Annotated in this window: 4 protein-coding genes; 3 read left to right on the top strand and 1 reads right to left on the bottom strand. The window is 65.3% G+C overall.

All coding sequences use genetic code 11. The annotated features are described in order from the left end of the window. Nucleotides 1–175 precede the first annotated feature (175 nt). From egtB to egtD, 3 genes are read left to right on the top strand one after another with little or no spacing between them, the layout of a single operon-like run. Nucleotides 176–1,483 (top strand): ergothioneine biosynthesis protein EgtB, encoded by a 1,308-nt coding sequence (gene egtB, locus WBQ44_RS17645; RefSeq protein ID WP_495567969.1) that lies wholly within the window; start codon nucleotides 176–178, stop codon nucleotides 1,481–1,483. Further along, nucleotides 1,476–2,216, top strand: coding sequence for an ergothioneine biosynthesis protein EgtC (gene egtC / locus WBQ44_RS17640; protein ID WP_495567968.1), 741 nt, complete (start codon nucleotides 1,476–1,478; stop codon nucleotides 2,214–2,216). Before egtB ends, egtC begins: the two co-directional genes overlap by 8 nt. 50 nt (nucleotides 2,217–2,266) lie before the next feature. Further along, complete coding sequence (gene egtD, locus WBQ44_RS17635; RefSeq protein WP_495567967.1) at nucleotides 2,267–3,241, top strand: L-histidine N(alpha)-methyltransferase; 975 nt, start codon at nucleotides 2,267–2,269, stop codon at nucleotides 3,239–3,241. A gap of 26 nt (nucleotides 3,242–3,267) precedes the next feature. Here egtD and WBQ44_RS17630 read toward each other — a convergent pair. Continuing rightward, on the bottom strand, nucleotides 3,268–4,523 hold a 1,256-nt coding region (locus WBQ44_RS17630; protein WP_495567966.1), incomplete at its 5' end, for an ABC transporter permease.

Here is a 4,523-nt window from a genome sequence, read left to right as displayed (position 1 = left end):
GCGTAGGGCTCGCCGACGATGGGTTGCGAACTACAGCGGAGGCGTTGCTACACCTCGCGGCAGAGCGCTCGCCCGAGCACAGTGACATCCTCACCGCCGCAGCGATGCGTTGCCGCCGAGGAGACCCACCCACAGCGTCCTTACTGACCAACTCATCGACGGACAGGGAGCCGGCGTGACAAGCACCGAGCAGCTCAGAAGCAAGGTCGAAGCCGTTCTCACCCGCAGTCGGGCTCGTAGCGCCGCCCTCACCGAGAGCGTCGAAGAGAAAGATCTGCTCGCTCAGCACTCGCCGCTGATGAGCCCCCTCGTCTGGGACCTCGCACACATCGGCAATCAGGAGGAGCTGTGGCTCGTCCGGGACGTGGGTGGCCGTGACCCGGTGCGGCAGGACATCGACGAGTTGTACGACGCGTTCAAGCACTCACGGTCGAGCAGGCCGTCGCTGCCGTTGCTTTCGCCCGACGAGGCCAGGGCGTACGTGGCGGAGGTGCGCTCCAAGGTGTGGGACGTGCTCGGTGCGAGCCCGTTGGACGGTCGCAGGCTCGAACGTGACGGGTTCGCATTCGGGATGGTCGCGCAGCACGAGCAGCAGCACGACGAGACGATGCTCGCGACCCATCAATTGCGTACGGGCCCTGCGGTATTGACTGCGCCGGAACCGCCGAGGGCGCAGGTGCGAGCAGAGGGCGAGGTCATCGTCGAGGGCGGCGAGTTCACGATGGGCACCACGCTCGACCCCTGGGCCTTGGACAACGAGCGGCCGGCGCATTCGGTGTATGTGCCCACGTTCGCCCTCGATGTCGCACCCGTCACCAACGGGCAGTACGTGGAGTTCGTGGAGCAGGGTGGCTACGACCGCCGCGAGTTGTGGACCGAGCGCGGCTGGGCGCACCGAACTACCGAAGGTCTACGTGCTCCGCAGTTCTGGGAGCGCGACTCCGACGGCTCGTGGTGGCGCCGCGCGTTCGGGGTGACGGCGAAGCTGCGGCCGGAGCAGCCGGTGGTGCACGTGTGCTTCTACGAGGCGCAGGCGTATGCGCGGTGGGCGGGCAAGCGTCTTCCCACCGAGGCCGAATGGGAGAAGGCTGCGCGGTTCGATCCGTCGACGGGCACGGTCCGCAAGTATCCGTGGGGCGACACCGAACCCACCGAAGCGCACGCCAATCTCGGCCAACGCCACCTCGAACCCGCCGAAGTCGGTGCGTATCCCGCGGGTGCGTCCGCCCAGGGTGTTCAACAGCTCATCGGCGATGTGTGGGAGTGGACGTCCTCGGACTTCGAGCCGTACCCGGGCTTCGAGCCGTTCCCCTACGCCGAATACTCCGAAGTGTTTCTCCGCGGCGATTACAAGGTGTTGCGCGGTGGCTCGTTCGGCACCGACGAAGTGGCGTGCCGTGGGACGTTCCGCAACTGGGACCACCCGATCAGGCGTCAGATCTTCGCTGGGTTCAGATGCGCGCGGGACGTAGCGGATGTGTAGGCATCTGGGCTACCTCGGGCCCAGCCGGTCCGTCGGAGAACTGCTCACCGGGGGCACCAATTCGCTACGGGTGCAGTCGTGGGCGCCGAAGGACATGCGTGGGGGCGGCACCATCAACGCCGACGGGTTCGGCGCCGCGTGGTGGAACGGTGACGTCGTGCGCAGCTATCGCAATGCGATGCCCATCTGGTCCGATCCGATCGTCGAGGACGTACTCGGCGGGGTCGACGCCACCGCCGTCGTCGCGGCGGTCCGGTCGGCCACCGTCGGAATGCCGGTGGAGCGCAGCGCATGTGCGCCGTTCACGGACGACACCTGGGCTTTCAGTCACAACGGCGTCGTGTTCGGCTGGCCCGACACTCTCGTCGACGTCGTCGCGGAGGTGCCGCCCGCCGACGTGTTGACGATGCCTGCGCCGAGCGATTCTGCGGCCCTGTGGATTGCTCTGCGGCACCTGCTTCGGTCGCACGAGCCGGAAAAGGCCCTGCGCATGCTGACCGCGCGTGTGCTGTCGGCGTCGCCGCGGGCTCGACTCAACCTGCTGCTCAGCGACGGAAACACGCTCTTCGCCACCGCGGTTCATCACTCGCTGTCCGTTCTGCGTTCCGACGACTCGGTCGTCATTGCGTCGGAACCCCTGGACGACGATGCGCACTGGGTGGCCATCGAAGACCACAAGTTCGTCGTCGCCAAACCCGGGAGCGTCGACATCAGTGACCTCGAACATCAGTGACCTCGAACATCAGTGACCTCGACATCATCGAACTCGACTGAAGGAGAACCGTGCCCGATATCACGCTGGACGTTCACATCTCGCCCGACAAGCTGCTGGACGACCTGCGTTCGGACGCACGTCTCGGTCTGACGGCAACGCCGAAATGGGTCTCGCCCAAGTGGTTCTACGACGCCACCGGAAGCGAACTGTTCGAGCAGATCACCGAACTGCCGGAGTACTACCCGACGCGCACCGAACGCGCGCTCATCGAAGCGCATGCCACGGACATCGCCGAACGTACCGATGCGCCCATACTCGTCGAGCTGGGTTCGGGTTCCTCGGAAAAGACACGGTTGCTGTTGAGCGCAGGCGTCGAGCACGGGTCGTTGCATCGCTACGTTCCGCAGGACGTGTCGCCGTCGGCTCTCGAAGGTGCGATCGTGCAGATTTCGAACGAATTCCCTTCGCTCGACGTGCAGGGCATCGTCAGTGATTTCACCGATACGTTGCAGAATCTCCCCGCCGACGGGCGACGCACCATCGCGTTTCTCGGTGGAACGCTGGGCAATCTGATTCCCGGGGAACGAGCGGAGTTCCTGGCGGACATCGCAGATGCGTTGATCGACGGTGAATTCCTGTTGCTGGGAGTCGGCTTGGTCATCGACGAGAACATCCTCGTCCCGGCCTACGACGACGCGGCAGGTGTGACGGCTCGGTTCAACGCCAACGTCCTGTCGGTGCTCAACGACCGGCTCGGGGCCAACTTCGACCTCGAGGCGTTCGAGCATGTGGCGCTGTGGAATTCCGAGAGCGAGTGGATCGAGATGCGACTTCGTGCGAAAACCGCGCAGCACGTGCGCATCGAGGACCTCGATCTCGATATCACCTTCGACGAGGGAGAGGAACTCCGCACGGAAATCTCGGCGAAGTTCGGCCGCGACGGCATCGAAGCAGAACTCGTCGATGCGGGTTTCCACATCGACGAGTTCTGGACGGACGAGCAGGATCGTTTCGCGCTGGTACTCGCACGCAGGGGCAAGTAGGGCTGCGGCGCGTAGCGCTGGGAAACTCAGGCGTCGGACAGTGCGACGACGGGGGAGATGGAGTTGGCGCGTCGCGACGGCACCAGTGACGCACCGAGTGCGAGCAGCGCGGCACACAGCACGGTGCCGGCGATGACTGCCCAGGGCAGCGTCGGCAGCTGAAAGCCCGACTGCGCGATCGATCCGAGCAGAGATTGTGCTGCGGCCCAGCCGTACACGATGCCGAGGAGCAGACCGAACCCCATCGATGCGATCACCATCTGTGCACTTTCCGACACGATCATTCCTCGAATCTGCTTGCGGGTGAACCCGAGTGCACGCAGGAGCCCGAGTTCGCGGGTGCGCTGCATGATGCTCAGGGAGAGATTGTTGACCATTCCGACGGCGGCGATGACGCCGGAGAAGCCGATCAGGCCGGTCATGATCCCGACGGTCACCGTCAACACCTGATCCAGCGATTCGTCGCTGTATTCCTCCTGCAGCATGTCGCGGTAGCTGTACATCGCTACCGCGAACGTCACGACGAGCGTGACGCCGATGAGAAGGCCCATCGCGGTCCGGGTGCTGCGTTCGGGATAGCGGGTGGCGTTCGCCGAAGCGAGTCGCGACGCGGGTGTGTCGCCGAATGCCCGGCCGACCGTCCGGAGAATCCAGGGCACGATGCGATGCGCGCCCACCAGGATGCCGGTGAACGATGCAGCGCCGCCGAAGAATGCGACGAGGACACCGAGCGGGGTGATCGATCCGATCACGGCGCCGAGGCCGAGCAGTACGAACCCGCCGCCGATCAGCACTATTGCCAACGTCGTTCGGACCCGTCTCGAGTCGTTGCCTCCGGGTGATTCCACGACGGCGCCGGTGGCCTGGATGGGCGTCACCTCGAGTACGCGCTTCGCGCCGACGTACGACGCGAGCCAGGTGGTGACGAAGACGATGACCACAAGCAGCGCCACGAGAGGCTGAACAACGGTGTAGTCGACGTCGGGGAGTTTGTCGGCCGCGACGGCCACCGCTCGTGTCAGGTGGCTCAGGGCGATTCCGACGACGAGTCCGACGAGACCGCCGAGCAGGCCGACGGACAGGCCTTCGCGGGAGACGGACCGGCGCAGTTCTCGCCCGGATGCGCCGAGAAGCCGCACCAGGGCAATGGTTTTGGTTCGACCCGCGACGATGGTCGAGAACGTGTTGGCGGTGACGACGGCCGCAACGTAGAGCGCGAGGAGCACGAACACCATTGCCACGGTGTACAGCGCAATCGCAGTCGGCCCGTTGACGTCTGCGC

The sequence above is a fragment of the Rhodococcus sp. (in: high G+C Gram-positive bacteria) genome (assembly GCF_049591685.1).
GTDB lineage: Bacteria > Actinomycetota > Actinomycetes > Mycobacteriales > Mycobacteriaceae > Rhodococcoides.
Note: the sequence above shows the minus strand (reverse complement) of the source record. Positions and strands in the feature narration are given on the sequence as shown.